The 24,573-nt window shown below is 63.6% G+C and carries 27 protein-coding genes; 11 read left to right on the top strand and 16 right to left on the bottom strand.

Annotation, left to right across the window (positions count from 1 at the left end; all coding sequences use genetic code 11):
* Positions 1–20 precede the first annotated feature (20 nt).
* Positions 21–500: a hypothetical protein gene (locus LB566_RS13850; protein ID WP_224624796.1), complete on the bottom strand. Its 480-nt coding sequence runs from the start codon at positions 498–500 to the stop codon at positions 21–23.
* Positions 501–680: 180 nt separating this feature from the next.
* Here LB566_RS13850 and LB566_RS13855 point away from each other — a divergent pair, with 180 nt between their 5' ends.
* Positions 681–821 (top strand): hypothetical protein, encoded by a 141-nt coding sequence (locus tag LB566_RS13855; protein ID WP_224624797.1) that lies wholly within the window; start codon positions 681–683, stop codon positions 819–821.
* On the opposite strand, the gene LB566_RS13860 is transcribed toward LB566_RS13855, so the two are convergent.
* From LB566_RS13860 to LB566_RS13870, 3 genes are all read right to left on the bottom strand, one after another.
* Positions 800–1,882 (bottom strand): acyltransferase family protein, encoded by a 1,083-nt coding sequence (locus tag LB566_RS13860; RefSeq protein WP_224624798.1) that lies wholly within the window; start codon positions 1,880–1,882, stop codon positions 800–802. The genes LB566_RS13855 and LB566_RS13860 overlap by 22 nt on opposite strands.
* A gap of 191 nt (positions 1,883–2,073) precedes the next feature.
* Positions 2,074–3,981 carry a propionyl-CoA synthetase gene (locus LB566_RS13865; RefSeq protein ID WP_224624799.1) on the bottom strand — a complete coding sequence of 636 codons (1,908 nt, stop codon included), beginning with the start codon at positions 3,979–3,981 and terminating at the stop codon, positions 2,074–2,076.
* 240 nt (positions 3,982–4,221) lie between these two features.
* A complete protein-coding gene (locus LB566_RS13870; RefSeq protein WP_224624800.1) occupies positions 4,222–4,911 on the bottom strand; it encodes a PIG-L deacetylase family protein in 690 nt (229 codons plus the stop codon).
* Between the two features lie 27 nt (positions 4,912–4,938).
* On the opposite strand from LB566_RS13870, the gene LB566_RS13875 reads away from it, so the two are divergent.
* The 5 genes from LB566_RS13875 (at position 4,939) to nhaA (ending at position 12,011) form a co-directional block, all read left to right on the top strand.
* A complete protein-coding gene (locus tag LB566_RS13875; RefSeq protein ID WP_224624801.1) occupies positions 4,939–5,829 on the top strand; it encodes a DMT family transporter in 891 nt (296 codons plus the stop codon).
* A 47-nt stretch (positions 5,830–5,876) separates the two neighbouring features.
* Positions 5,877–8,372 carry an ATP-dependent helicase HrpB gene (gene hrpB, locus LB566_RS13880; RefSeq protein WP_224624802.1) on the top strand — a complete coding sequence of 832 codons (2,496 nt, stop codon included), beginning with the start codon at positions 5,877–5,879 and terminating at the stop codon, positions 8,370–8,372.
* Between the two features lie 190 nt (positions 8,373–8,562).
* Positions 8,563–9,894, top strand: coding sequence for an ActS/PrrB/RegB family redox-sensitive histidine kinase (locus LB566_RS13885; RefSeq protein ID WP_140550259.1), 1,332 nt, complete (start codon positions 8,563–8,565; stop codon positions 9,892–9,894).
* A 63-nt stretch (positions 9,895–9,957) separates the two neighbouring features.
* Positions 9,958–10,521: an ActR/PrrA/RegA family redox response regulator transcription factor gene (locus LB566_RS13890; protein WP_140497143.1), complete on the top strand. Its 564-nt coding sequence runs from the start codon at positions 9,958–9,960 to the stop codon at positions 10,519–10,521.
* A gap of 302 nt (positions 10,522–10,823) precedes the next feature.
* A complete protein-coding gene (gene nhaA, locus LB566_RS13895) occupies positions 10,824–12,011 on the top strand; it encodes a Na+/H+ antiporter NhaA (RefSeq protein ID WP_224624803.1) in 1,188 nt (395 codons plus the stop codon).
* Positions 12,012–12,038: 27 nt separating this feature from the next.
* On the opposite strand, the gene LB566_RS13900 is transcribed toward nhaA, so the two are convergent.
* The 3 genes from LB566_RS13900 to LB566_RS13910 form a co-directional block, all read right to left on the bottom strand.
* Entirely contained in the window at positions 12,039–13,073 is a 1,035-nt protein-coding gene (locus tag LB566_RS13900) for an RNA polymerase subunit sigma-70 (RefSeq protein ID WP_224624804.1), read from the bottom strand.
* Between the two features lie 42 nt (positions 13,074–13,115).
* The gene (locus LB566_RS13905) at positions 13,116–13,862 is read right to left on the bottom strand and encodes an SDR family NAD(P)-dependent oxidoreductase (protein WP_224624805.1); all 747 of its coding nucleotides are present in this window, start codon (positions 13,860–13,862) and stop codon (positions 13,116–13,118) included.
* Between the two features lie 179 nt (positions 13,863–14,041).
* A complete protein-coding gene (locus LB566_RS13910) occupies positions 14,042–14,542 on the bottom strand; it encodes an MmcB family DNA repair protein (protein WP_140550491.1) in 501 nt (166 codons plus the stop codon).
* A 110-nt stretch (positions 14,543–14,652) separates the two neighbouring features.
* Here LB566_RS13910 and LB566_RS13915 point away from each other — a divergent pair, with 110 nt between their 5' ends.
* A complete protein-coding gene (locus LB566_RS13915) occupies positions 14,653–15,594 on the top strand; it encodes an IS1595 family transposase (RefSeq protein ID WP_224624806.1) in 942 nt (313 codons plus the stop codon).
* Between the two features lie 236 nt (positions 15,595–15,830).
* Here LB566_RS13915 and LB566_RS13920 read toward each other — a convergent pair whose 3' ends face one another.
* Entirely contained in the window at positions 15,831–16,640 is an 810-nt protein-coding gene (locus LB566_RS13920) for a DUF3800 domain-containing protein (RefSeq protein ID WP_224624807.1), read from the bottom strand.
* Between the two features lie 12 nt (positions 16,641–16,652).
* On the opposite strand from LB566_RS13920, the gene LB566_RS13925 reads away from it, so the two are divergent.
* Complete coding sequence (locus tag LB566_RS13925) at positions 16,653–16,811, top strand: hypothetical protein (RefSeq protein ID WP_224624808.1); 159 nt, start codon at positions 16,653–16,655, stop codon at positions 16,809–16,811.
* 6 nt (positions 16,812–16,817) lie between these two features.
* On the opposite strand, the gene LB566_RS13930 is transcribed toward LB566_RS13925, so the two are convergent.
* From LB566_RS13930 to cueR, 4 genes are all read right to left on the bottom strand, one after another.
* Positions 16,818–17,198, bottom strand: coding sequence for a hypothetical protein (locus tag LB566_RS13930; RefSeq protein WP_224624809.1), 381 nt, complete (start codon positions 17,196–17,198; stop codon positions 16,818–16,820).
* Positions 17,185–17,715, bottom strand: coding sequence for a hypothetical protein (locus LB566_RS13935; protein ID WP_224624810.1), 531 nt, complete (start codon positions 17,713–17,715; stop codon positions 17,185–17,187). The genes LB566_RS13930 and LB566_RS13935 overlap by 14 nt, the downstream gene beginning before the upstream one ends.
* Before the next feature lie 83 nt (positions 17,716–17,798).
* Positions 17,799–18,218: an OsmC family protein gene (locus tag LB566_RS13940; RefSeq protein ID WP_224624811.1), complete on the bottom strand. Its 420-nt coding sequence runs from the start codon at positions 18,216–18,218 to the stop codon at positions 17,799–17,801.
* Between the two features lie 54 nt (positions 18,219–18,272).
* Positions 18,273–18,692 carry a Cu(I)-responsive transcriptional regulator gene (gene cueR, locus LB566_RS13945; RefSeq protein WP_224624812.1) on the bottom strand — a complete coding sequence of 140 codons (420 nt, stop codon included), beginning with the start codon at positions 18,690–18,692 and terminating at the stop codon, positions 18,273–18,275.
* 225 nt (positions 18,693–18,917) lie between these two features.
* Between cueR and LB566_RS13950 the strand changes: the two genes are divergently transcribed.
* On the top strand, positions 18,918–19,535 hold the full coding sequence (locus LB566_RS13950; RefSeq protein ID WP_140550252.1) for a L,D-transpeptidase: 618 nt from the start codon (positions 18,918–18,920) through the stop codon (positions 19,533–19,535).
* A gap of 199 nt (positions 19,536–19,734) precedes the next feature.
* Here the strand turns inward: LB566_RS13950 and LB566_RS13955 are convergent, their stop codons facing one another.
* From LB566_RS13955 to trpS, 3 genes are all read right to left on the bottom strand, one after another.
* On the bottom strand, positions 19,735–20,304 hold the full coding sequence (locus LB566_RS13955) for a NifU family protein (RefSeq protein ID WP_140497133.1): 570 nt from the start codon (positions 20,302–20,304) through the stop codon (positions 19,735–19,737).
* Between the two features lie 146 nt (positions 20,305–20,450).
* Entirely contained in the window at positions 20,451–20,942 is a 492-nt protein-coding gene (locus tag LB566_RS13960) for a universal stress protein (RefSeq protein WP_140497131.1), read from the bottom strand.
* 101 nt (positions 20,943–21,043) lie between these two features.
* A complete protein-coding gene (gene trpS, locus LB566_RS13965; RefSeq protein WP_224624813.1) occupies positions 21,044–22,111 on the bottom strand; it encodes a tryptophan--tRNA ligase in 1,068 nt (355 codons plus the stop codon).
* A 232-nt stretch (positions 22,112–22,343) separates the two neighbouring features.
* Between trpS and LB566_RS13970 the strand changes: the two genes are divergently transcribed.
* Positions 22,344–22,589 carry a type II toxin-antitoxin system VapB family antitoxin gene (locus LB566_RS13970; protein ID WP_140550250.1) on the top strand — a complete coding sequence of 82 codons (246 nt, stop codon included), beginning with the start codon at positions 22,344–22,346 and terminating at the stop codon, positions 22,587–22,589.
* Positions 22,589–22,993, top strand: coding sequence for a type II toxin-antitoxin system VapC family toxin (locus LB566_RS13975; RefSeq protein WP_224624814.1), 405 nt, complete (start codon positions 22,589–22,591; stop codon positions 22,991–22,993). Before LB566_RS13970 ends, LB566_RS13975 begins: the two co-directional genes overlap by 1 nt.
* Here the strand turns inward: LB566_RS13975 and murJ are convergent.
* Positions 22,968–24,566, bottom strand: coding sequence for a murein biosynthesis integral membrane protein MurJ (gene murJ / locus LB566_RS13980; protein WP_224624815.1), 1,599 nt, complete (start codon positions 24,564–24,566; stop codon positions 22,968–22,970). The two genes, LB566_RS13975 and murJ, sit on opposite strands and share 26 nt — an antisense overlap.
* Positions 24,567–24,573: the final 7 nt, after the last annotated feature.

A 24,573-nucleotide genomic window follows, 5' to 3' on the forward strand; every position in this document is an offset into this window, starting at 1 on the left:
TCCGATCCAAAGACGCCATGCTAACCCGTGACGCCCGGTTTCTTCGGCTGATTGGCGATGTTTATGCAATCAAGGGGCGGATGTTTTACAGCACACCTGTCGACCAGTTTTTTGTTCGTGGCCTTGCTCGTGTCAGCCGTCGCAAGGTTTTTAAGTGTGATGATGATCTGGTTCCCACGATTACCAGTTGCAACAAGGGTATTCTCAGCTGAAGCGCCGAGAATGCCAGCGGCAACGGGAATGTTCGAGGCAGTAACGGCAAGTTTTCCCGTATTTGTTGCCTGAGAACTCACGTTGAAGGTAACTGTAACTTGGTCGACAATAAGTCCAAAATTGTCGCGACCGCGCGTCCTTGCTCGCATGTCATTCAGGCTGTCAGCGACGTCGATCATCGCAGCATTGAGTGTGATTGCCTTTGGATCGGCAACTTCCTTGGGCGTGTAAGTGCCGCATCCAGCAACGGTTAAAGGTAAAATAGTAAACAAAAATTTCCCTTTCATTGTCCCCTCCCCCAATAATTGAGACAAGACTAATATAGCCCCCTGTTCCAAAAGAGTCGAGCGAAACCGACATGCTGAAACGGCGATCGCGAGTGGCACGACAACTGGGTTAGGCATTTCGATCCTCTGGTCCGCGTCGCATTCATCGAAGCAACCGATGACATCCGGGGAAATATTGTATTGCGCAGGATCGTCCAGCGCCGGGAGCGTGGTGACATCGATGGAGCGATCCGGGCGATGCACTTCGATGAAGCCGCGTTGCTGCCGCTGGACGGCGCGGCCATTGCGATAGTCCGCTTCTACGCGGCCTTGAGCCGGTAGCGGAACACCGTGTGGTCGAGCAGCAGCCGGATGCGCGGTTCGGCTTCGGTCGCCACCAGCCAGCTTGCCGCGATCATGGTCGCGCCGACCATTGCCATCGACAGGAGATAGGGAAATCCCGCGCGGACCATCGCGCCGAGCATCGCCGCGCCGATGACGTCGTGGATCAGATAGAGCGGGTAGGTCATCAGGCCGATCCGGCGCCAGCCGCTCCAGCTGAGGTCGAGCCGCAGCGACCACGCCATCAGGGCGATGGCGGCCAGGAAGACGAGGATCGGCGGCGCATAGGGCATCACGACACCGACCTTGACGCTGTGGACGTCGACCGAGCTGGCGATTTGCAGCATGCTCCCGCCCAGGAACAGCATGCAGAAGGCCAGGCGCGAGGCCGTCACCGCCTTGAACCGCATCAGCCAGATAAGCACGCCGACGGCGAAAAAAGAGCCATGGTGCACCAGGACGAGCTGCAGCCAGCGCGTTTCGGCAAGGTCGGACCAGCCGAGCGGATAATAGAGGCACCAGAACAGCGTGCTGACGAGGCCGATCACAACCGCCACCGTCTCCATCAGGTGAAAGCGGCCGAGCCGCAACAGGATCCAGACGACAGCGTAGAAGGCGATCTCGATGCCGAGCGTCCAGTAAACGCTGTCCACCCAGGGACCGTAGGGGGCGAAAAGGCCGGTGCGGACGAGCCTGACCACGGCATCGGTCGGCCAGCTCAGACCGGTGAGCAGCAGCACCGCCGCGGTGACCGGCGCGCAGATCCAGACCGCCGGGGCCAGCCTTTTCACCCTTGCCTCGAAAAACCGCAGCGGCGTCGAATTCTCGGCGCTAAAGGCGATGACGAAACCGCTGATGACGAAGAATATCTGCACGCCGACCCAGCCGGAGCCGACGAAGGCCATTTCGGGATGGGGCGGGATGCCGCCGGTCGCGCGCGCCGAAACGCCGTCAGGGAATGCCCATACCCAGAAGCCATAGTGATAGAACATCACCATGACGGCGGCCAGGAAACGCAATATGTCGACGCCGCCGAATGTGATTTTTGTCTGCTGAGCCATGCGACCTCGTCGATGGCCCCCCAACTTCGACTGTAGGGCGCATTGCTGCATTGCACAATAAAAGATTGCGCGCCGCAGGTAAGACGTCTGCTCCGGCGACGGCCTCACTCAATCGGATATGGCGCTCCCCCTCCGGCTCGAAGCCGAGACGGAGAGGGGGCCGGCGCTGCCATACGTGATTGAACCGCCTGTTAAACCCCGATCCCGCGCGCTCTCATCGCCGCCGTGATCTCGTCGAGGATGGCCGGGTCGTCGATCGTCGCCGGCATGGTCCAGTCTTCCTTGTCGGCGATCTTCTGCATGGTGCCGCGCAGGATCTTTCCCGACCGCGTCTTCGGCAACCGCTTGATCGTCACCACCGTCCTGAAGGCGGCGACCGGGCCGATGCGTTCGCGCACCAACCCCACCACTTCGCTCTCGATCAGGCCGCTCTCGCGCGAGACACCCGCGTTGAGCACCACGAAGCCGAGCGGAACCTGGCCCTTCATCGCGTCGGCGATGCCGACGACGGCGCATTCCGCGACATCGGGGTGCGTTGCCAGCACCTCTTCCATGGCGCCGGTCGACAGCCGGTGGCCGGCGACATTGATGATGTCGTCGGTGCGGGCCATCACGTAGAGGTAGCCGTCCTCGTCGATCATGCCGGCGTCCGCCGTCTTGTAGAAGCCGGGGAATTCGTCGAGATAGGCCTGGCGGAAGCGGGCGTCGGCGTTCCACAGCGTCGGCAGGCAGCCCGCCGGCAGCGGCAGCTTGACCACGACATTGCCGAGCGTGCCGTTCGGCACCTCGTGGCCTGCATCGTCGAGCACGCGGATGTCGTAGCCGGGCATCGGCACGCCGGGTGAGCCGTATTTCACCGGCAGCAGGCCGAGCCCCGCGGGGTTGATCGTCATTGGCGAGCCGGTCTCGGTCTGCCACCAATGGTCGATGACCGGCACGTTCAGTTTCTGCTCCGCCCATTTGATGGTTTCGGGGTCGGCGCGCTCGCCCGCGAGGAACAGCGTGCGGAATTTCGACAGATCGTACCGGCCGACGAATTCGCCCTTGGGATCCTGCCCCTTGATGGCGCGGAACGCCGTCGGCGCGGTGAACAGGGCGACCACGCCATGCTGCGCGATCACCCGCCAGTAGGTGCCGGCATCGGGCGTGCCGACCGGCTTGCCTTCGAACAGGATGCTGGTGCAGCCATGCAGCAGCGGCCCGTAGACGATGTAGGAGTGGCCGACCACCCAGCCGACGTCGGACGCCGCCCAGAACACTTCGCCCGGCTTGACGCCGAACTCGTTTTCCATCGTCCATTCGAGCGCCACCATGTGGCCGCCATTGTCGCGAACGATGCCCTTGGGCTGACCGGTCGTGCCTGACGTGTAGATGATGTAGAGCGGATCGGTGGCCAGCACCGGAACGCAATCGACATTGGCGCCGGCCGCCCGCTCGCGCGCGACCGCGTCCGCATAGTCGATGTCGTAGTTTTCCCTGAGCTCGCAGCGCAACTGGTCGCGCTGCAGGATCAGGCAGGCGTCCGGCCTGTGGCGGGATATCTCGATGGCCTTGTCGAGCAGCGGCTTGTAGGCGACGACGCGACCGGGTTCCAGACCGCAGGAGGCCGAGATGATCAGCTTCGGCCTGGCGTCGTCGATGCGGGTGGCGAGCTCATGCGAGGCAAAACCGCCGAAGACCACCGAATGCACGGCGCCGATGCGGGCGCAGGCAAGCATGGCGATAGCCGCTTCCGCCACCATCGGCATGTAGATGATGACGCGGTCGCCCTTGCCGACGCCACGGTTCTTCAGCACCGAGGTCAGCGCCACCACCTCGCGTTTGAGCTCGGCATAGGTGAATGTCTTCACGGTGCCGGTGATGGCGCTGTCATGGATCAGCGCGATCTGGTCGGCACGCCCGCCGGCGACATGCCGGTCGAGGGCATTGTAGCAGGTGTTGCAGGTGGCGCCGGTAAACCAGCGGCCATAGACGCCGGCTTCCGCATCGAACACCTTGTCGTAAGGCGTGTACCAATCGATGGCGCCAGCCGCGTCCGCCCAGAACTTTTCCGGATCGCGTTTCCAGCCCTCATAGACCTCGTGATAGCGTGAAGCCATCCGTTTCCTCCCCAGGAAAGATTTGCCGTCCAGGCAATAGCCTATGCTGTTTTTTCCGGCGATGTCTTCCCTCAATTCGTCTGATCCGGTCCGGTCCTGGCCGCAAAGGTGCGGCATCGTGGCCTTCCGGGAAGAAACGTCCGGCCGGGCGTTCCCACGTGGCCAAGGGCACCGGCGCGTCCCCCCCAAGCCGGTCTCGTCGCCGAGCACGGTCAGCGTGTCGAGGAGCCGTCTCCCGGCTCAGTCGACCCTTTTTGTGCTCACCATTACCGGACGGATCGGCGGCGCCGGCGGCAGCAGGTCGCGAATGTCTGCAAACGGAAACATGGGCTCGAAGCGGAAGGCTTCCGCCTGTGATCCCGGCGCGCCGTTGCACTGGCCGGCGCGGAAATAATTCTGCGTGCGGGCGATCTCGACGAAGCGCTCCGGATCCTGCGATTGGTGCAGGCGGATCGCCTTGGCCTTGATCTCGGCCTGGGCTGATATGTCGACATAGTGGGTCGGGGAGAATCCAGTGCCGCCCATCGTGTCGGCATGCAGTACCGGCACGGCGAACGAGGCCGCGATGCGCACGGCGTCCGACAGCGCGCGGTGGTCGGCGTGATAGTCGTTGGGCGCATGTGTGATCACCAGGTCCGGTCCGCTCTCGCCAATCAGCGTCTTCAGCGCGCCGATCAGTGCGGCATCCGCCGTCAGCCCGCCGTCGGGAAAGTCGAGGAAGCGCGGCGCCGCCCCGAGCAGCGCGGCCGCGGCCGTTGCCTCCTCGCGACGGACACGGGCGAGAACCGTGGGATCGCTCTTGCCGCCCCTGGCACCATCCGTGGCCACGGCAAAAGTCAGTTCTGCGCCTTGCGCCGCATAGGCCGCCATCGTACCGAACATGAATATCTCGATGTCGTCAGGATGCGCGCCGAGCGCCAGTATCTTCAACGCTTCTCTCCCCGGAAATGGAAAAACGTGACGAACGGAATCCTGCTCGCCCTGATCGCCTATGCAAGCTATTCGGGCAGCGATGCCGTTGTCAAAAGCCTGGGCGGGCAGTTCACGGTGTTCGAGATCGGTTTCTTCTCGATATTGTTTGCCGGCTGTTTTCTCTTCTTCACCCGGCCGGCGGACGAGCGTTGGCGTGATTTCTGGCGCACCAAACGTCCCTGGGCGGTGCAGGCGCGCGCCTGGGCCGGCATCGCCTCGGGCGTGCTCAGCGTCTATGCCTTCACCACCATTCCGCTGGCGGAAGTCTACGCGCTCGTCTTCCTGGCGCCGCTCTGCGTCACCATCCTCTCCACGGTCGTCCTCAAGGAAAAGGTCGGTCCGTGGCGGTGGCTGGCGGTGGTCGCCGGCTTTGCCGGCGTCATGCTGGTGGTGCGACCGGGTTTTCGCGAACTCAGTCTTGGACACCTCGCCGCTTTCGGCGTTGCCTTCCTCGCTGCGGCGAGCGTTATCCTGATGCGCTCGCTGGCAAAGCAGGAAAAGCGCACGACCATGCTCGGCGTGCTGATCGGCTACGGCCTGTTGTTCAACGGCATCGGCATCGCCGCCACCTCGTTCACGCTTCCCGACGCAAAACAGCTTGCATGGCTGATGATGGCCGGCGCCTTCACCGCTTGCGGGCAATTGCTGCAGCTATTGGCTGTCAAATACGCGCCCGCCAACCGGATCGCGCCGACGCATTACTCGCAGATGGTCTGGGCGGTCATCCTCGGTGCGCTGTTCTTCCGGGAATATCCTGACTGGCTGTCGCTGGTCGGCCTCGCGGTTGTCGGTGGGTCCGGCCTGCTTACCATGGTGCGCGAGGAAGTGCGGCTGGGCACGGTGCGCTGGAACCCGTTTTCGCGCACCCGGCTTTGATCCGACGCCGGTTGCATGGCGACCACGAGCGCTGATATGCGGGCGCGATGACGACAAAACCCTTGCCGGGGCTTCCGGTATCCGCCGTGCTGCCGGCGCTGGGCGAGGCGCTCGGCTCCGGCAACAGCGCCGTTCTGGTGGCGCCGCCCGGCGCCGGCAAGACGACGCTGGTGCCGCTGGCGCTGCTCGATGCGCCATGGCTGGGTGCCGGCAAGATCGTGTTGCTGGAGCCGCGCCGGCTCGCCGCCCGCGCCGCCGCTCGCCGCATGGCCGAACTTCTGGGCGAGGAGCCCGGCGCCACCGTCGGCTACGCCATGCGCATGGAGAACCGCATTTCGGCCCGGACAAGAATACTGGTCGTCACCGAAGGTGTGCTGGCGCGGATGACCCTTGACGATCCCGAACTGCCCGGAATCTCGGCCGTGATCTTCGACGAATTCCACGAGCGCTCGCTCGACGGCGATTTCGGCCTCGCTTTGGCGCTCGACGTGCAAGCCGCGCTGCGGCCGGACCTGCGTCTGCTGGTCATGTCGGCCACGCTGGACGGCGCTCGTGTCGCGAAGCTGTTGTCGGGTGCGCCGGTGATCGAAAGCGAAGGCCGCGCTTTCCCGGTGGACATCCGCTACGACGAACGGCCGGCCGGCATTGCAATCGAAGATGCCATGGCCAAGGCGATCCGCTCCGCTCTCGCCGGCGAGAGCGGCAGCGTGCTTGCCTTCCTGCCCGGCCAGCGCGAGATCGAGCGCACCGCCGAGCGGCTGGCCGGCAAGGTCGGCGCCGACACAGACATCGTGCCGCTCTACGGCATGCTCGACGGCAAGGCGCAGGACGCGGCGATCAGGCCGGCGCCGGCGGGCCGCCGCAAGGTGGTGCTGGCCACTTCGATCGCCGAGACCTCGATCACCATCGACGGCGTCCGCGTGGTCATCGATTCCGGCCTGTCGCGCCTGCCGCGCTACGAGCCGGCGAGCGGCCTGACCCGGCTGGAAACCGTGCGCGTCAGCAAGGCGTCCGCCGACCAGCGCGCCGGCCGTGCCGGGCGCACGCAGGCCGGTGTCGCCATCCGGCTGTGGCGCGCCGAGCAGACGGCGGCGCTTCCCGCCTTCACCCCGCCGGAAATCTTAGAGGCCGATCTTTCCGGCCTGCTGCTCGACTGCGCCGCCTTCGGCGTCGCCGATCCGACGACGCTCGCCTTCCTCGATCCGCCGCCGGCCCCGGCGCTCAACGAGGCAAGGGCGCTGCTGCGCGCGCTTCATGCCATCGACGAGGCAGGACGGCTGACGGACGCGGGCGCCGCGATGCGCAAGCTCGCCCTGCCGGTGCGGCTGGCGCATATGGTCGCCGAGGCAGCCAGCGGCGGCCATGCCGGCGAGGCGGCCATGCTCGCGGTTTTGCTGACCGAACGCGGGCTGGGCGGTGACGGCGCCGATCTCGAACGGCGGCTGATGCGCTTTCGCCAGGAAAGATCGCCGCGCGCCACCGCCGCGCGGCAACTCGCCGAACGCCTGGCGAGGCAGGCCTCTTCACCCTCCCCCACCCCGGCGCTACGCGCCGACCCTCCCCACAAGGGGGAGGGTAGCAGGGCTGGCTCCTTGCTCATCCATGCCTGGCCCGACCGTGTCGCCAAGGCGCGGGGCGAGCGCGGCCGTTTCGTGCTGGCCAACGGCTCCGGCGCCATGCTCGACGCCGCCGATCCGCTTGCCGGCGAGGCGTTTCTGGTCGTCGCCGACCTGCAGGGAAAGGCGCAGAATGCGCGCATCGCGGCGGCGGCGGCGATCAGCGAGGACGATATCCGCGCCGTACTGGCCGACAGGATCGAGATACGCAGGCAAACCAGCTTCGATCGCGAGCGCCGCGCCGTGCGTGTGCGCGAAACCGTGCGTCTCGGCGCCATCACGCTCGCCGAGCGCATGCTGCCTCCGCCAACCGGCAGCGAGGCCGACCGCGCCATGCTTGACGCCTTGCGCGAACATGGACTTTCGCTGCTGAGCTGGAGCAAGGAGGCGCAGATGCTGCGCCAGCGTCTGTCCTGGCTGCACCGCGGCCTTGGGGCGCCGTGGCCCGACATGTCCGACACGGCACTTCTCGAACGCCTCGACGACTGGCTGCTGCCATTTTTGTCCGGTGCGGCATCCTTCGCGGCCATCGATCCGGGTGTTGTCTCGGCCGGGCTGACGGCGCTTGTGCCGCACGATTTGCAGCGCCGGATCGACGTGCTTGCGCCGACCCATTTCGACGTGCCGTCCGGCAGCCGCGTGCCGATCCGCTATGACGGGGAATGGCCCGTTTTGGCCGTCCGCGTCCAGGAACTGTTCGGCCTCGACCGGCACCCTGCAATCGCCGGCGGCACCGTGCCGCTGACGCTCGAACTGCTGTCGCCCGCGCACCGGCCGATCCAGACGACGCGCGACCTGCCCGGCTTCTGGCGCGGCTCCTGGGCCGATGTGCGCGCCGACATGCGCGGCCGCTACCCCAAGCACGTATGGCCGGAAAATCCGCTGCTCGCCGCCGCCACCAGCCGCGCCAAGCCCAGAGGCACCTAGCCTTGGGACGCTTTGGCGGACCGCTTGGGTCAGCGGAACATATGTCTTGGTGATTGGCATAGACACCCATCACTCGTCATCCTCGGGTCTCCGCGTCCGCTTCGCCCGTGGATGACGAAGTCGGGGAAGCTCCAACCGTCCAGCCCCTGGTGCAGCGCTACTAGCGCTCGCCGTCCCCCGGCTGTATTTCATGGCCATGATCAACGTATTGCGTTCTCCCGATTTCCAGCAGAGCCAGAGACTGCGCCTCAACACGCTGATCCGGCTGCGCTGGCTTGCCATTGTCGGCCAGAGCGTGACCGTGCTTTTTGTCGCCTACGGCCTGAAATTCCCGCTGCCGGTCAGCCTGTGCTTTGCCCTGATAGCCTGTTCGGCCTGGATGAACCTGTTCCTCGCCTTCCGGTTCCCGGCCGCGCACCGGCTCTCGCCGTTCGCGGCCTTCTGCATCCTGATCTTCGACAGCCTCCAGCTTGCCGGCCTGCTCTACATGACCGGTGGCCTAACCAATCCGTTCTCGCTGCTGATGACAGTGCCCGTGGTGATTTCGGCGACGTCGCTGCCCTTGCGCCTGACCGCGGTGCTCGGGGGGCTGGTGATGACGGCGGCGACCTTGCTGGTCTTTTTCCACTTGCCATTGCCTTGGCATGAAGGCGCGCCGCTGGCGATGCCCTTCATCTATGTTGCCGGCATGTGGATGGCGGTGCTGTCTTCGATCGCCTTCACCGCCATTTACGCCTTCCGCGTGGCCGCGGAAGCCCGGCTCCTGGCCAATGCGCTCGCCGCCACCGAACTGGTGCTGCAGCGCGAGCAGCATCTTTCGGCGCTCGACGGGCTGGCCGCCGCCGCCGCGCATGAGCTCGGCACACCGCTCGCCACCATCACGCTTGTCGCCAAGGAGATGGAGAAGGCGCTCGGCAAGGACGCGAAATACGGGGAGGACGTCACACTGCTGCGCTCCCAGAGCGAGCGTTGCCGCGAGATACTCAAGCGCCTGACCAGCCTGTCGTCCGAGGGCGAGGCGCATCTGTCCCGCCTGCCGCTGACCTCGCTGGTCGAGGAGGTCACCGCGCCGCACCGCGACTTCGGCATCTCGATCAAGCTCAGGCCGGGCGAGCGCAGCGGCCCCGAGCCGGTCGGGCGCCGCAATCCGGGCGTCATCTACGGCCTTGGCAATTTGGTGGAGAACGCCGTCGATTTCGCCCGCGAGAGCGTCACCGTGCGCTGGAGCTGGGACGAGGCCACCGTCACCTTCTCGATCATCGATGACGGTCCCGGCTTTCCACCTGAGATCATCGATCGCATCGGCGAACCCTATATGTCGACACGCCAGGGCACGGAGGCCGGCGGCGGGCTGGGGCTGGGCCTGTTCATCGCCAAGACATTGCTTGAACGATCGGGCGCCACGCTCGACTTTCGCAATTCGAGCGGACTGGGCGAGGGCGCCATGGTGCGGATTTCATGGCCGAGAAATGTTTTCCTGAACCCGGAATCTGCGCCCGCGACGATGTTTGACACCGCGTAAATTGGACAATCGCCACGCAAAACTATATCTGCGTAAAATTAAGGCAGCAGGAATTTCAAGACGATGACAGGCGATGAAAACAGTGGCGCAATGGTTGAGGGCGAGGACACCTCGCTTCTGATCGTCGATGACGACAAACCGTTCCTGACCCGTCTGGCCCGCGCCATGGAAACCAGGGGGTTCGTGGTCGAAACGGCCGAGAGCGTCGAGGAGGCGGTCGGCAAGGCACGCGCCAATCCGCCCGCCTACGCGGTGGTCGACATGCGGCTTGGCGACGGCAACGGTCTCGACGTCGTGGCCGCCATCCGTGAGAAGCGCGAGGATTCCCGCGCGATCATCCTGACCGGCTATGGCAACATCGCCACCGCGGTGACGGCGGTGAAGCTCGGCGCCGTCGACTATCTGTCGAAGCCGGCCGACGCCGACGACGTCTTTGCCGCGCTCACCCGCACGGCCGGCGAGCGCGCCGCACCCCCGGAAAATCCGATGTCGGCCGACCGCGTGCGCTGGGAGCACATCCAGCGTGTCTACGAAATGTGCGAGCGCAACGTCTCCGAGACCGCGCGCCGCCTCAACATGCATCGCCGCACCCTGCAGCGCATCCTGGCCAAGCGCGCGCCGCGCTAGGAGCGTTGGACGCGGGGGCAATTCCTTCGGACCGGTTTTCTCATCATGGCGGAGCATACCAATTGTCGAACTCGGCGCCGCCCCTCATTGCCCTGCCGGGCATTTCTCCCCGTATGGTGACGGGAGAAAGAGGCCGGCCGCGGCACTGGCGCCCATTCCGTAACGCCGGTGATTGGCGAAACCGGCGATGACAGCGTCCCTCTCCCCGCCACTATAGGGGAGAGGATGCCGGCAGGCAGGCGCGAACGCCTGTAAGTGGAGAATGGGCAAGTTCGAAATTGGCGGCATAACGGAAGGGTGACATGCGGGACTTGAAACAGCGGCCGGTTTCCGTCTTGCGCGAATTTCTCGACAGCGAGGCGGCCGGCGGCATCATGCTGATGATAGCGGCGGCATTGGCCTTGATCGTCGCCAACTCACCGCTCTCCGGCACCTATTTTGCCGTCCTCCACGCCTATCTCGGCCCGCTTAGCGTGTCGCATTGGGTCAATGACGGGCTGATGGCGGTATTCTTCCTGCTCGTCGGCCTGGAGATCAAGCGCGAGATGCTGGACGGCCAGCTCTCGACCTGGCCGCGCAGGGTGCTGCCCGGCATCGCGGCGGCCGGCGGCATGGTGGTTCCGGCGCTGGTCTATGTCGCCATCAACCGCGACAATGCGGGCGCGCTGTCCGGCTGGGCGATCCCGACCGCCACCGACATCGCCTTCGCCCTCGGCGTGCTGTCGCTGCTCGGCAGCCGGGTGCCGGCCTCGCTGAAGATCTTCCTCACCGCGCTTGCCATCATCGACGATCTCGGCGCGGTCGTCATCATCGCGATCTTCTACACGGGCGGCCTGTCGCTTGCCTATTTGGGCGCCGCCTTCGCGGTCATCGCCGCGCTTGTCGCGCTCAACCGCATGCGGGTGATGAGCCTCGCGCCCTACCTCGTGCTCGGTGCGATCCTGTGGGTGCTGGTGCTGAAGTCGGGTGTGCATGCCACGCTTGCCGGCGTGGCGCTGGCGCTGACCATTCCGCTCGAACGCACCGCCGGCATCGAACACGATCTTGACCACTCGCCGCTGCACCGGCTCGAACACGGCCTGCACGCAATAGTGCCCTTCGTCGTCATTCCCATCTTCGGCTTCGCCAATGCCGGCGTTTCGCTCGCCGGCTTGAGTGTCGGTGCGCTGTTCGAGCCGCTGACGCTCGGCGTCGCCGCCGGCCTCGTCGTCGGCAAGCTGGTCGGCGTGTTCGGCTCCTCCGCGCTCGCCATCCGCTTCGGCCTCGCCGACCTGCCGGCCCATGCCGGCTGGCTCCACATGATAGGCATCTCGCTGCTGTGCGGCATCGGCTTCACCATGAGCCTGTTCATCGGCCTGCTTGCCTTCGCCAGCGACGTGGCGCTGCAGGACGCCGTCAAGGTCGGCATTCTCGCCGGCTCCCTGGTCGCGGCGCTGCTCGGCGCGGCCGTCCTGCTGATGGCGCCGGCGGCCGGCGAGGCGGACGAATGAGGCTGTCTGGACTAGGCGTGGGGCGTTTCAGGCTGGCGGCAGACCGAAACCGGCAAACAAGGTGGGGCCGAGGGGCGGCACATAGATCGCCAGGGAGGCGATCGTGCCCTCGGCCGGCTCGATGACATGAAGCGAATGCGATCGCCACACGCGGTCCTGATGGCTCAACGCGTAGACCCCGACAGCCGGCTGGCCATTGGCTTTGGTGGCCGCTGCACGATAGCCGGCAAAATTGCCCCAGACGGTCTCGAAGAAAGCCCAGATCGCCTCGCGCCCCCGATACCATTCCCGCCATGGCGGCATGTGGTAGATGGCGTCCTCCTTCAGGAGTTCGATAAGGCCGTCGAGGTTGGCGGCCTGCCAAGCCTGCATATAGCGTTCCAGCAGCAGTGCCTCTTGCGGGTCGGGCCGCGACGGCTGCGAGGGACGTCCCTGAGGATATCGCTCACCAAGCGTCGCACGGGCCCGCTGCACGGCGCTGTTGATCGAGGCGGTCGATCCGCCCAGCAATTGCGCCGTCTCGACGGCCGACCATCCGAGCACGTCGCAAAGCAGCAGGGCGGCCCGTTGTTTGGGTGGCAGAAGCTGGATCGCCGCGAGGAAGGCTAGCTGCACGGCTTCGCGCGCCTCGTAGCGCGCCTCCGGGCCGGGCTTGTCGTCAGCGAGGTCCGGAAGCTCGGCGTCCGGATAAGGCTCCAGCCAAGTGAGTTCGGCGGCGGGCCCGCCGGTCGCCGGTCCGTTGGAGGGCGGTCGTTCGGGTTGCTGGATAATGCGATACGCCGACGACCGTGCCTTGATGGCGTTGAGGCAGCTGTTGGTGGCGATCGTGTAGAGCCAGCCGCGAAGCGAGCCTCGTCCGTCGAATTGCGACCTTGCGCGCCACGCCCGCAGGAAGGTGTCCTGGACGAGGTCGTCCGCTTCACAAAGCGAGCCCATCATCCGGTAGCAGTGGAGCTTGATCTCGCGCCGGTGGGCCGCGTTCAGGCGCTCGAAGGCCAGTCGATCAAGGATTGGCTGGCCTGGCCGGCCCAATGGCTCAGAAATGCCACGAGCGTCTGTCATGCGGAGCCTGCGATGCTGAAGTCGTCCGTCATTCTGCGCGCCTCATACCGCCGCTGCAAGTCCGCTGCCGCTCACCACGAAGGAGCTGCCTTGCGGTTTCGCGGTCGCAAGCGCCACCACCGCCCGTCCGACATCGGCCGGTGTCTGCATGTCGGTCATGCTCGCCAGGAAGTCCGCCGGGCTGATGCCCATATAGGCCGCGATGCTATCGATGCCGCGATCGCCGACGCCGGTACCCGGCATGATGCGGGCCGGCGAAAGGGCCATGAAGCGCAGGCCGAGGCCCAGCCGGTCCGATTCCTTCTGGCTGTGGCCGGCCAGGAAGATTTGCATGCGCTTTGCGCCGGCATAGCCGCCAGAATTGGGCGGCCCTCCGCTATGGGCGGCACCACTGGAAATCAGGATCACCCGGCTCCCCGGCTTCAACCGGCCATGGAGCGCGGCCTTGCAGAACAGGAACGAGGCCTTGACGTCCGTTTCCCAGTTCGCCGAGAAAATTTCCCAGCTCTGTTCCTGCACCGGCGCGGATGGGGCAAGCGCGCCCGCCGAGATCACCAGCACGTCTGGCTCGAGAGCGGCGAACACAGCATCGGGCGCGGTCTCCTTGGTCGCGTCGAGCGCCAGGGTCTTCACGCCTGATGCCTCCCAGGAGAGCTCTTTCAGGGCCGCGGCGCCGCGGGCGACGGCAAGCACGCTCGCCCCTTCGCCCAGCGCGGCCTTCAGGATTGAGCGGCCGACACCACGGCTGCCTCCGATGACGACGACATTCTGATCTCGCAACGATCCCATGGATCACCTCTCTGTCCGGCCGCTGGACTATCCTAGCGCCTATTGATGAGGACAGCCGAGGTGAGCGGAAATCATCGGTGCGAAGAAAAAATTTGTCTCAAGCGGGTCGGCAGGTGCCAAAAGCCGCCCATGTCGGGCTGGTGACGGGGACAGGCTTTTGTCGCCGCCACGGCGCACTCCTACTCGCTCTCCCCCTCCAGCGCCGGCACAGCCACCCCGGCGAGCTCCGCCGCCAGCAGCCGCGCGGCACCGGCCCGCGCGATGCGCAGCATCAGCGCCTTGCGCGTCGCCGCCGCCATGCGGTGCTCGGGAGCCTCTCGCAAAATCTCGGCGCCGTAGCCGTCGGAGAGGATGAAGCCGCATTCTTCGGGAAAGATCTCCGCCGGCACGCCGGGATGGGTGGCGAAGAAGAAGCGGTCGGAGTGCAGCCGGTAGTCGGGCCATTTGCGGTCGACGCGAAAATCCTCGATCGAGGATTTGATCTCGATGATCCAGATGTCGCCCTGGCGGGTCAGCGCGACAAGGTCGGCGCGGCGGCCGGTGGCCAGCGACAGTTCAGGCAGCACATGCGCGCCCATTTCGCGGAGCAGCCGCTGCACGCCGCGCCGCACCAGCATGGCGCGTTCGGACTGGCGACCGTCGATCAGAGGGTTGAGGGGAATCGGTGAGATGATTGGCATGGCGGCACCATGCCAGATTTTGTTCATGGTTTGAACCCGTTATGAGCGGGCGATTATATATTTGACAGACCCAATTCGATATGCGATAACGATTCCAAGGAGTTATCGCTATGTCCATTCTGTCCCGCCCCTACTTCCACGACGAAGCCGCTGCATTTGAGCATGTCGAGGGCATGCTGTGGCCGCAGGGTCCGGTTTGCTACCATTGCGGCTCGATGGAAAAGCACTACGCCTTGAAGGGTGGCCGCACGAAGCCCTCCAAGAAGAACCCGCACGGCCTAGAAATCCACGGCCTCTACAAGTGCTCGGATTGCCGCAAGAAGTTCACCGTTCGCATGGGCACGATCTTCGAGGAGTCCAAGCTCCCGCTGCACATCTGGCTTCAGGCTTTGCACGCCATGTGCGCCAGCAAGAAGGGCGTTTCGGCTCATCAACTGCACCGCGCTCTGGAAATCACTTACAAGACCGCGTGGTTCCTCTGCCATCGCATTCGCGAAGCCATGCGCTCGGATGACTTCACGCCCATGGGCGGCGCTGGCAAGTTCGTTGAGGTTGATGAAACCTACATTGGCCGTCTCGCCGGTACGCCTGTGAAGAAGGGCGGCAGCGCTCACAAGAACACTGTCGTCACGCTGGTCGAGCGCGGCGGCAAGGCCCGTTCCTTCCATGTTGATACCGCTCGCATGGGCAACGTCATGCCAATCGTCCGCGCCAACATCGCGCGGGAGAGCGCGCTCATGACCGACGAGAGCGGTATCTATCGCCGCGCTCACCAGGATTTCGCCTCGCATGAATTCGTCACGCATTCCAAGGACGAATACGTTCGCGGCAACGTCCACACCAACACGATTGAAGGCTATTTCTCGATCTTCAAGCGCGGCATGAAGGGCGTCTACCAGCATTGCGCGGAACACCATCTGCACCGCTATCTGGCGGAATTCGACTTCCGCTATTCGAACCGCGTTGCCATGGGCATCGATGACAACGTTCGTTCGCTCATCGCCCTGAAGGGTGCGAAGGGCAAGCGTCTCACCTATCGTCAACCTGCTTGATGCGAAGAAAGAGCATTACCGGAAACCGGTGCAGCTAAATCTTCCGCTCTGGAAGGGGGAACCGTTTCGGAAGCGGTACAAGCGTTGAATCTCCTAAATTTCTTTTTCCACAGGGATTCAATTCGGCCCATGACAGTGCTACTTTATGTCTGCCCGCAGCGCCGTCGATCTGCGTGTGACACGGAGTGCGTGGGACTAATAAGGGCCGTCCTTGGAGGGGATCTAAGGACGGCCTTTTATATCGAGGCTATGCCGTCATTCCGCTTCTTCGTGGCTCGCAGATTTATGACGGTTCTGGGGAGAGAATCGTAAATCTCGTGGTGGCCCCTTGCCACGCGTTTGGCGGCAAGCTCTCCTCGCTCTTGCTGTATCTTCATGCTGGCCGCATACACGATTAAGTCGGCTAACTGCATGAAATACGACATGTCGGAATGCTTTATGTTGGCATCTTTTGGGAACATGCTAAGCGGCATGTTTTTCGTCGCCTTGCCGCCCCACCCGCCGATAGCCGAACCAGTCGGCAGATATTTTTGTGCCTTTCGGAAGGCAGTCAGATAGCTCTTGTGGCCCTCATCGAAAAAGACGAGCCCATTCGTATTCCTGGCTTGGCATTGTGACCGCATTCGTTGGAAGAGCGTAAGCATGCAGACGCCAATGCCAGACTCGCCAGCGAACTGAGACTGGTCGGTCGCGAAGGCCGTTATTATCGAGGCGTCGGGGAGGAAATTTGCAGTCGCGAGGGCGTCTTTGTAGAGCGTAACCGCGTCATCCGGGAGCAGGTTGCGCCAGTTGCGCCTTAGCAACCCTTGGCCTTTGACAAGCTGGTATGCATGCAGCTCTTCCCTGAAACGAATGCCGTGGTTTTTCGAAAGCGCCCGCCTCCAATCCTCGACCTTTTTCTGGTATTCTGGCCAAACAAATCGCCAACCGCCTAGAAAGCCGCTTCGGCGCAAGAAAGGAACCGTCACCGCTGTAGCTGCGTACAGGGGGTGCTTGGCCGACTCATCGATGTAAAAGAGATCAATTCCGCCCGACAACAAATCCATGCAGGTACTCATATGCCAGAAAAACAAGCAAAGAATACACAGATAGAGAAATTTCGCGAGCTAGCGCGCGAGATTGAAACGGTCGATTCCGAAGAGCCTTTGAACGCGGCGATTAAGAAGGTGGCGAAGTCGGCGCCGCCGAAGGACGATAAGAAGCGCAAAGATGACTAGGCTGGTCTAAATGCGCTTCGCAAGGTCTCCGACCATTGCACGCTGGAATGGCTTGGTCTGGTCTGGCATTTCCACAACCTCTTCTGTCGTGGGAGCAAACAATCCCTGCAAACTCGACAGACTTGAAGATTTGCGTATTACCTTCCGGCCGCCTTCTCGCATTTCCGACGATTCCAAAGTCGCTATGCGTTCTTGAACGTAAGTGATGATGCCGCGTCCGATTACCTCTTCAAACACGCCAAGTTTTTCACCGCTATCGGGATCAGTGATTTCCTCACCTTGTCGATAAAGGATAAAGTCCTCATGCATTTTGACGCCGTCCTCCTGGCCAATGTTCAGGACGACTTTGTATTCGTTGATCACTTTGGCGACTTTAGCTTGCTTCATGTGTGATCCACCCCATTCTAGGGGCACCCGGCTTGATAATGATTTTCCCGAAGTGGTCTTTGGAGCCTCCGTCTAGGCTCTTCCACGCCTCTTCAGCGCTTGCGGCTCGATCTCTAATCAATAGCTGAACATTTTTGTCGTCCTGCCTGATCAGTACCTCGCCGACGCCTAGTAGCCGCTCGAAACCATCGTTCTCCGCAACGAACAGTGTGTAAGCAGCACCGTACATCAGCCAATCGGCTGGAGAGATCACAAACAGCCCCAACGATTCCTTTTTGAAGAGCAGTACGCGCGGCTTTATGAGACCGGCGGATGGGCGGCCATAGTAGAGATGCAGCGCCGTCCCGAGAAATAGACAAAGGATCAAGGCCGCGATGACGCCGAGAAGGCCCGATCCTATAGTTACTGTTGCTGGCGATAGCGCCTGAATAGCCCAGCCAATTGCGGCTGCTATCGCAACCGCCAGTGCCCATGGCACCATCCACCAGCCACGCGCTTCTTGCTTGTCAGACCCCACTGACCACGCCCCCGAGTCACCGAATCCCCATGTACCACACAGATCGTCTATCTGTAACGGGGGTCTGTCAAATATATAATCGCCTATGAGCGACCAGGCCCGGTCGTTTCGATCGTAACCGGCACGCCCTGGCGCAACGAGTTGCTGACTGTCGAAACCACGCTGGCACGATCAATGATCCTTTGGGGGTCGGACCCGTCCAAGGTCTCGCAGGAAACCGTCATCCTTGCCGCGGTCGCCAGCAGGGGCTTGCCGTCGAGGTCGAGCCTCACCGAAACGGCGATCCTGCCGAGCTTTACGCCGATCTCGTCGGCGACATAGCGAAGGTCGTTGCAGAAGCAGCCGCCAATCGCCAGCGCCAGCAACTGGCCGCCATTGAAGCCCAGGCCCATGCCGCCGGCCTTGCCCTCGGGCCGGTCGACGACGATCGTGTGGCCGCCGGCCCAGCCCATGGCGGCTTCGGTACCTTCGACATTGTGCAGTTCGACAGTCATCGAGACCATCGGCATTCTTCCCCCAAGTAACCGACAGGCAATCTGGCTTGGCCGGCACGGATCCTACGCGGCCGTGATGGCTTTGTCGCCGAGCGGCGCGGTTCCCGCAATGTCGTCGATGATCGGGCAGTCCGGCCGCTCGTCGCCATGGCAGGCCTGGACGAGCTTCTGCAGGGTCGATCGCATCGATTGCAGCTCGCGCACCTTCTCCTCGATCGCCCTGACATGGGCGGTGGCGATCTCGCGCACGTCGTGGCTGGCGCGGCTGCAGTCCTGGTAGAGCGCCATCAACTGGCGGCAATCGTCGATGGAAAAGCCGAGGTTGCGCGCGCGGCGCAGGAAGGTCAGCCGATGGATGTCGTCGCCTGAATAGTCGCGATAGCCGTTGCCGGCACGCGCAGGCGCGATCAGGCCGATTTCCTCGTAATAGCGGATGGTCTTGGCTGGCAGGCCGGAGCGCTGGGCGGCGTCGCCGACATTCATGGGCTGTTCCTCGATTTCCTGCAGGCCCGAAAGTCAGGGCCATTGAATTTCCTTCACAATCCAGTGAAGGCTGTTGCCGAAATGCCGCAGTTGCTGGCTTACCGGCAGGTGAGGTCTTGCATATAAGCATCGCGTACTTGGCAAGCAAAGCAAATGCCAGCATGAATGATGGCAAGAAAGCGGCCGACTCGTGCCGCGGACGTTTGGCGGGGCACGGATCACCTCATGCGCATGAAGTCGCTTGCAGTCATTGCCGCACTGGCGCTGTCCACGGCACTCGCCGGTTGCAGCACCATTGGCGGGCAGATATTCTCCAACGACTACGGCGCGGTGACCGATTCCGGCTACCAGCTGCCCCGTATCCCGATCGAAAAGGTGCCCGCGAAGTATCACCGCCAGGAGGTGAACTACGACACCAAGGAAAAGCCGGGCACCATCATCGTCGATACGCAGAACAAGTTCCTCTACTTCGTCGAGGGTGACGGCCGGGCAATTCGCTACGGCATCGGCGTCGGCCGCGAGGGCTTCGAGTGGCATGGCACCGCCCGGGTCGCCATCAAGCGCGAATGGCCGACCTGGACGCCGCCGTCGCAGATGATCAAGCGCCAGCCGGAACTCGCCAAGTTCGCCGGCGGCATGGAGCCGGGCCTGAAGAACCCGCTCGGCGCGCGCGCTCTTTACCTGTTCAACAAGGGCGGCGACATGGGCTATCGCCTGCATGGCAGCCCGGAATGGAACTCGATCGGCAAGGCGATGTCGTCGGGCTGTATCCGGCTGATGAATCAGGACATCATCGACCTTTACGATCGCGCCGAGGTCGGCGCCAAGGTCATCGTTCTCTGACCGTGACCGCGAGGTTCATGGTCAAAACCGTTCGTACGCGGACCGTCTAGGCAACAACGGACGTCCCCAGCAGAAAACCGGGCAATTCGGCCCGGTTTTTTGTTGGTGAGGAGAGGTTGCCATAGGCAACCAAAAGCCGACGATTTGGTTTTTAGAACGACGAATGCCCGGAGCCATAGCGGAGGGCTGCGCCTTAGAATCAGGCGACCTGTTCGACCTGCTGGACCTCGGGAACGAAGTGGCGGAGCAGGTTCTGGATGCCGTGCTTCAGCGTCGCCGTCGATGACGGACAGCCGGCGCAGGCGCCCTTCATGTGCAGGAACACGGTGCCGTTCTCGAAGCCGCGGAAGGTGATGTCGCCGCCATCCTGGGCCACTGCCGGGCGCACCCGCGTGTCGAGCAGCTCCTTGATGGTGATGACGAGTTCCTCGTCGGCCTTGTCGTAGAACTCGCCGGTCTGGCTGGTCTCCGCGGCCGGGCCGGCATTGGCCATGACAGGCGCGCCGGACATGAAATGCTCCATGATGGCGCCCAGGATCGCCGGCTTCAGATGCTGCCAGTCGGGCCCGTCTTTGGTCACGGTGATGAAGTCGTAGCCGAAGAAGACGCCGGTGACGCCCGGTATTTCGAACAGCCGGCCGGCCAGCGGCGAGGCCGTCGCCGCACTGTCGGCATCGCGGAAATCGGCGGTGCCTTCCAAAAGCACTTCCTTGCCGGGCAGGAATTTCAGCGTCGCCGGGTTTGGCGTCGATTCGGTCTGGATGAACATGGCCGTCTCCGTGCCCGTCTCGGGCAGATAGTTTGGAATAATTCTAAATAAGCTCTATCGGCTGGACATTCAAGCGAAACGCGTCGCCCGAACGGCTGGCTGGCGGAATGTTTTTGCTGGCTGGGGATCGAAATCCCTGGCGGGCTTCAAGCGAGGCTGTCGATTTCCTCGTCCGAAAGGTTTTGCGGCACCACGGTCACCGGGATAGGGAAGGCCGCGCCCTTGCCGGCCACCGCGCCGACCAGCGGCCCCGGCCCTTCCTTGCCGGCGCCGGCAGCCAGCACCAGGATGGCGATATCCTGGTCTTCCTCGATCAGCTTGTGGATCTCTTCGGTGGGCTTGCCCTCGCGCACCACCATCTCCGGTTCGATGCCGAGCTTCTGGCGCACCTTGTTGGCATAGCTGTCGAGCGCGGTGCGTGCGGTGGCGGTCGCCTCCTCGCGCATGATCTTCTCGACGCCCAGCCAGTGCTGGAAGTCGTCCGGTTCGATGACATAGAGCAGAACCAGCACGCCGCTGGTGCTCAGCGCCCGCTTCGAGGCGTAGGCGACCGCGCGCTCGCATTCGGGCGTGTCGTCGATGATCGCCAGGAACTTGCGGCGATGTCCGGCTTCGCGGCTGAGGCGTTTGGAGACCATGTCTATTTACTCGATGTCATTTCGGCCGCAATCTGCCACCGCGGCTGACCGGCGGCAAGCCGCCGGTCTTTGGCCGGTATGATGGTGTCTAACGATGCGGATCAGTCCTGCAGCAGCCCGATGATGTCGCGCACAGTCTTCATCGTCGCTTCGGCCAGCACGCCGGCGCGCTCGCCGCCGTCCCGCAGCACCGCGTCGACATAGGCGCGGTCATCGGAAATGCGGCGCATTTCGGCGGCGACCGGCGCCAGTTTTTCGACCGCCAGGTCGGCCAATGCCGGTTTGAACACCGAAAACTGCTGGCCGCCGAACTCCTTCAGCACCGCCTCTTTCGATATGTCGGCGAGGCCCGCATAGATGCCGACCAGGTTTTCCGCTTCCGGCCGGGTGGAGAGGCCGTCCACTTCGCTCGGCAAGGCTTCCGGATCGGTCTTGGCCTTGCGGATCTTCTTGGAGATGGCGTCGGCATCGTCGGTCAGATTGATGCGGGACAGATCCGACGGGTCCGACTTCGACATTTTCTTGGAGCCGTCGCGCAGGCTCATGATGCGCGCCGCCGGCCCGCCGATGACCGGCTCGGTGATCGGGAAATAGCCGTTCACGGTCTCCTCGCCTATCCTCATTTCGACGCCGACGCCAAGACCGGCGATGCGGTCCGAGAAGTCGTTGTTGAATTTCTGGGCGATGTCGCGCGTCAGTTCCAGATGCTGCTTCTGGTCCTCGCCGACCGGCACATGGGTGGCGCGGTAGAGCAGGATGTCGGCTGCCATCAGCGAGGGATAGGCAAGCAGTCCGAGCGAGGCGTTCTCGCGGTCCTTGCCGGCCTTGTCCTTGAACTGCGTCATCTTGTTCATCCAGCCGATGCGCGCGACGCAATTGAAAATCCAGGCGAGCTCGGCGTGCTGCATCACCCGCGACTGGTTGAAGACGATGTGCTTCTTGGGATCGATGCCGGAGGCCAGGAATGCCGCGGTGATGGAGCGCGTCTGGTCCCTGAGATCGTCATAGACCAGCTGGGCCGTCAGCGAATGCAGGTCGACGACGCAGTAGATGCAGTCGGACGTGTCCTGCAGGGCGACGAATTTCTTGATGGCGCCGAGATAGTTGCCGAGATGCAGATTGCCGGTCGGCTGGACGCCGGAGAAGACGAGTGGCTTGAAGGCGGGCATGGTTTCCTCGTGGCTTGTGGAGGGCCGTATAAGCGTGATTCCGAAAAGTTGCAGACTTTTCGGAGCCAAACACGCGGCTGGAAACCACGCGCGGCGAAAGTCTTGCGACGGCGCGCTTATGGACGAGAGCGCGGAGAGGATCAAGAGCCCTCCCCAGGGCGTAAGGCCTCTTGTGATGTTGACATGTTGATGTAGGTTGCTACATAAGTTGTTCTATATCGAGTTGGGTGTGATGACGATCAACATCAATAACAAGGAGGCAGACAGCCTGACGCGCGCCTTCGCCAGAGTCGAAGGCGTTGGCATTACCGAGGCGATCGTCATCGCCATGCGTGAAGCCCTGGAGCGCCGCCGCAACCGGGAGACGCCATTGGAGACGGCAGCACGGCTTCGTGCCGAGTTCGGAATCGAACTGAGCGATCAAGCCCGCAATCCGCTGCCTCGCTCAGTCTACGACGAAATGTCCGGCGAAGACTGATGTTTGTCGACGCAGCCGCTATCGTCGCGATGCTGAGCGATGAGGCCGAAGCTCAGCGCTGCGCGCAGGCAGTCGTGGAAGCGTCGGCTCCTTTCACGTCGGCAATCGCGGTCTGGGAAGCCGCAATGGCGCTTTCGCGATCGGAAAAGCTGGGTATACCGGTCGAATTGAGTGTACAGATAGTTAGTCGGTTTCTTGACGAACGGGCCATCGCCTTGCGCGACCTCCCGCCCGCCTCTGAGGCAACATCTCTGTCCGTTGGGGCTGCGTCGCGGTTTCGGAACAACGCCATCAGACTGAACTTGGCGGACTGTTTTCACTATGCCTGCGCGCGCTACTACGCCGTTCCGATGCTCTCGACGGCCGACGAATTCCGGCTTACGGATCTGGAGACTGTTCCTTAGGCACTGGCGATCCCTTGCGCTTCACATTGCGGCGGATCATGCCGAAATCGGCACCGCCGCTGGCAAAGGCCGTGACGAAGTAGAGCAGCGCCCCGCCGGCCACCAGCCCCAGCAGCGTCGTCGCCTTGACGACCAGCGGCGAGCCTGGGCCGAGCCTGGCGGCCAGCCAGTGTTCGGCGAAATAGAGGGCGACGCCCATCACCGCCGCCGCGAGCACCAGGCGCGGAATGCGCTTCAAGAGCGGCACGTCGCGGCCCCAATGGCCGCGCCGGATCAGCACTCCGAGCAGCATCAGCGCGTTGACCCAGCCGGCTACTGCCGAGGCCACGGCGATGCCGGGCGCACCCATTCTCGGAAACAGCGTCAGCGCGGTGGCGACGTTCACCGCCACCGAGATGGCGGCGAAGATCATCGGCGTGCGCGTGTCCTCGCGGGCGAAATAGCCCGGGGTGAACGCCTTGATCAGCACGAAGGCCGGCAGGCCGAGCCCGAAGATCGCCAGGATCGCCGCCACGACAGGCGTCGAATGGTTGGCGGCGAACGCGCCGCGCTCATAGACCAGCCGCACGATCGGCTCAGACATGACCCAGAGCGCCACCGCAGCCGGCAAGGTCATGAACAAGGTGAATTCGACCGAGCGGTTCTGCAGATTGGCCGCCTCGATCAGATTGCCCGACTTCAGCGCACGCGACAGTTCCGGCAACAGCACGATCGCAACGGCGACGCCGACCACGCCGAGCGGCAGCTGGTAGACGCGGTCGGCATAGGCGAGCGAGGACACCGCGCTGTCCTGCGCCGACGCGATCGCCGTGCCGATCAGCTGGTTGATCTGGGTGATGCCGCCGGTGATCGCGGCCGGCAGCGCCAGGATAAGGAGCCGCTTCACGTTCGGCGTCATCTTCGGCCGGCGGAAGCCGATCGAGATGCCGGCGTTGCGCACCGCCACCCAGACGATGGCGAGCTGCACGAGGCCCGCCGCCAGAACGCCCCAGGACAGGCTGAAGCCGACGGCATGCGCATCCAGCCCATGATACCAGGCATAGCCAAGCACGCTGATCAGGATGATGTTGAGGAAGGCTGGCGCGATCGCCGCGGCGAAATAGCGGCGCAGCGAATTCAGCATGCCCGCCATCATGGCGGCCAGCGACATGCAGATGAGATAGGGGAACATGATCGTCGCCAGCGTGACGGTCGTCTCGAACTTGCCCGGCGTGTCGGCGAAACCCGGCGCCACCAGGTAGCGCACGATCAGCGGCATCGCCAGTTCCATGGCGATGGTCAGCGCCAGCAGCGCCGTGAACAGCACCCCGAACACTTCCTCCGAGAAGCGCTTGGCGCCGTCGGTGCCGTGCGTCTCGATTTCCTTGGCGAACAGCGGCACGAAGGCGGCGTTGAAGGCGCCTTCGGCGAACAGCCGGCGAAAGGTGTTGGGAAACTGGAAGGCGGCGTTGAAGGCGTCGGCCACCGGTCCGGTGCCCAGCGCCGCCGCCATCAGCATCTCGCGGCCGAAACCGAGCGCGCGGCTCATCAGCGTGCCGGAAGCGACCGTTGCGAATTTCTTGACGAGGCTCATGCGTTTG

Origin of the sequence: Mesorhizobium sp. CA13 (assembly GCF_020165235.1) — a bacterium.
In the GTDB taxonomy this organism is placed as follows: Bacteria; Pseudomonadota; Alphaproteobacteria; order Rhizobiales; family Rhizobiaceae; genus Mesorhizobium.

Excerpts from the sequence above, each read along its gene's own strand:
- LB566_RS13850 (WP_224624796.1), bottom strand. The coding sequence starts at position 500 with ATGAAAGGGAAATTTTTGTTTACTATTTTACCTTTAACCGTTGCTGGA.
- LB566_RS13860 (WP_224624798.1), bottom strand. The coding sequence starts at position 1,882 with ATGGCTCAGCAGACAAAAATCACATTCGGCGGCGTCGACATATTGCGT.
- LB566_RS13865 (WP_224624799.1), bottom strand. The coding sequence starts at position 3,981 with ATGGCTTCACGCTATCACGAGGTCTATGAGGGCTGGAAACGCGATCCG.
- hrpB (WP_224624802.1), top strand. The coding sequence starts at position 5,877 with ATGACGACAAAACCCTTGCCGGGGCTTCCGGTATCCGCCGTGCTGCCG.
- LB566_RS13885 (WP_140550259.1), top strand. The coding sequence starts at position 8,563 with ATGGCCATGATCAACGTATTGCGTTCTCCCGATTTCCAGCAGAGCCAG.
- LB566_RS13890 (WP_140497143.1), top strand. The coding sequence starts at position 9,958 with ATGACAGGCGATGAAAACAGTGGCGCAATGGTTGAGGGCGAGGACACC.
- nhaA (WP_224624803.1), top strand. The coding sequence starts at position 10,824 with ATGCGGGACTTGAAACAGCGGCCGGTTTCCGTCTTGCGCGAATTTCTC.
- LB566_RS13900 (WP_224624804.1), bottom strand. The coding sequence starts at position 13,073 with ATGACAGACGCTCGTGGCATTTCTGAGCCATTGGGCCGGCCAGGCCAG.
- LB566_RS13905 (WP_224624805.1), bottom strand. The coding sequence starts at position 13,862 with ATGGGATCGTTGCGAGATCAGAATGTCGTCGTCATCGGAGGCAGCCGT.
- LB566_RS13910 (WP_140550491.1), bottom strand. The coding sequence starts at position 14,542 with ATGCCAATCATCTCACCGATTCCCCTCAACCCTCTGATCGACGGTCGC.
- LB566_RS13915 (WP_224624806.1), top strand. The coding sequence starts at position 14,653 with ATGTCCATTCTGTCCCGCCCCTACTTCCACGACGAAGCCGCTGCATTT.
- LB566_RS13920 (WP_224624807.1), bottom strand. The coding sequence starts at position 16,640 with ATGGATTTGTTGTCGGGCGGAATTGATCTCTTTTACATCGATGAGTCG.
- LB566_RS13925 (WP_224624808.1), top strand. The coding sequence starts at position 16,653 with ATGCCAGAAAAACAAGCAAAGAATACACAGATAGAGAAATTTCGCGAG.
- LB566_RS13930 (WP_224624809.1), bottom strand. The coding sequence starts at position 17,198 with ATGAAGCAAGCTAAAGTCGCCAAAGTGATCAACGAATACAAAGTCGTC.
- LB566_RS13940 (WP_224624811.1), bottom strand. The coding sequence starts at position 18,218 with ATGGTCTCGATGACTGTCGAACTGCACAATGTCGAAGGTACCGAAGCC.
- cueR (WP_224624812.1), bottom strand. The coding sequence starts at position 18,692 with ATGAATGTCGGCGACGCCGCCCAGCGCTCCGGCCTGCCAGCCAAGACC.
- LB566_RS13950 (WP_140550252.1), top strand. The coding sequence starts at position 18,918 with ATGCGCATGAAGTCGCTTGCAGTCATTGCCGCACTGGCGCTGTCCACG.
- LB566_RS13955 (WP_140497133.1), bottom strand. The coding sequence starts at position 20,304 with ATGTTCATCCAGACCGAATCGACGCCAAACCCGGCGACGCTGAAATTC.
- LB566_RS13960 (WP_140497131.1), bottom strand. The coding sequence starts at position 20,942 with ATGGTCTCCAAACGCCTCAGCCGCGAAGCCGGACATCGCCGCAAGTTC.
- trpS (WP_224624813.1), bottom strand. The coding sequence starts at position 22,111 with ATGCCCGCCTTCAAGCCACTCGTCTTCTCCGGCGTCCAGCCGACCGGC.
- LB566_RS13970 (WP_140550250.1), top strand. The coding sequence starts at position 22,344 with ATGACGATCAACATCAATAACAAGGAGGCAGACAGCCTGACGCGCGCC.
- LB566_RS13975 (WP_224624814.1), top strand. The coding sequence starts at position 22,589 with ATGTTTGTCGACGCAGCCGCTATCGTCGCGATGCTGAGCGATGAGGCC.
- murJ (WP_224624815.1), bottom strand. The coding sequence starts at position 24,566 with ATGAGCCTCGTCAAGAAATTCGCAACGGTCGCTTCCGGCACGCTGATG.